This window comes from Yersinia aldovae ATCC 35236, from assembly GCF_000173735.1.
Classification (GTDB): domain Bacteria; phylum Pseudomonadota; class Gammaproteobacteria; order Enterobacterales; family Enterobacteriaceae; genus Yersinia; species Yersinia aldovae.
Genome location: NZ_ACCB01000108.1, coordinates 1 through 655, shown reverse-complemented (window position 1 = coordinate 655; position 655 = coordinate 1). Strand labels below are relative to the sequence as shown.

Here is a 655-nt window from a genome sequence, read left to right as displayed (position 1 = left end):
AAAACCGAAGCTGACCTCAATGCTTTTTCTCGTATGCTGACGAAGTTAACCGTCGAAACAGCACTGAATGCTGAACTGACAGAGCACCTCGGGCACGAGAAAAATGCCCCAAAATCAGGCTCGAATACCCGCAACGGCTATTCATCCAAAACGCTTCTGTGCGATGACGGCGAAATCGAGCTGAACACGCCACGTAACCGTGAAAATTCCTTCGAGCCGCAGCTGATAAAGAAAAACCAGACGCGTATCACGCAGATGGACAGCCAGATTTTGTCCCTGTCCGCCAAAGGTATGACGAACCGTGAGATCGTCGCCACCTTCAAAGAAATGTACGATGCTGATGTCTCCCCTGCGTTGATATCGAAAGTCACCGACGCGGTTAAAGAGCAGGTTATCGAGTGGCAAAATCGGCCTCTTGAGTCTCTCTATCCCATTGTTTATCTTGACTGTATCGTGGTAAAGGTTCGTCACAATGGTTCTGTCATTAACAAAGCCGTCTTTCTCGCGCTGGGTATTAATACCGAAGGTCAAAAGGAACTGCTAGGCATGTGGATAGCGGAAAATGAAGGTGTAAAGTTCTGGCTTAATGTCCTGACTGAACTCAAAAATCGGGGACTTCAGGATATCCTTGTCCACTCCCCCTAAAATGAGACAG

At 47.9% G+C, this 655-nt stretch carries 1 pseudogene; it reads left to right on the top strand.

Annotated features, from left to right (window positions below):
- A pseudogene (locus YALDO0001_RS19445) lies at positions 1 to 633 on the top strand (IS256 family transposase); the annotation flags it as partial.
- Between the last annotated feature and the right edge of the window lie 22 nt (positions 634 to 655).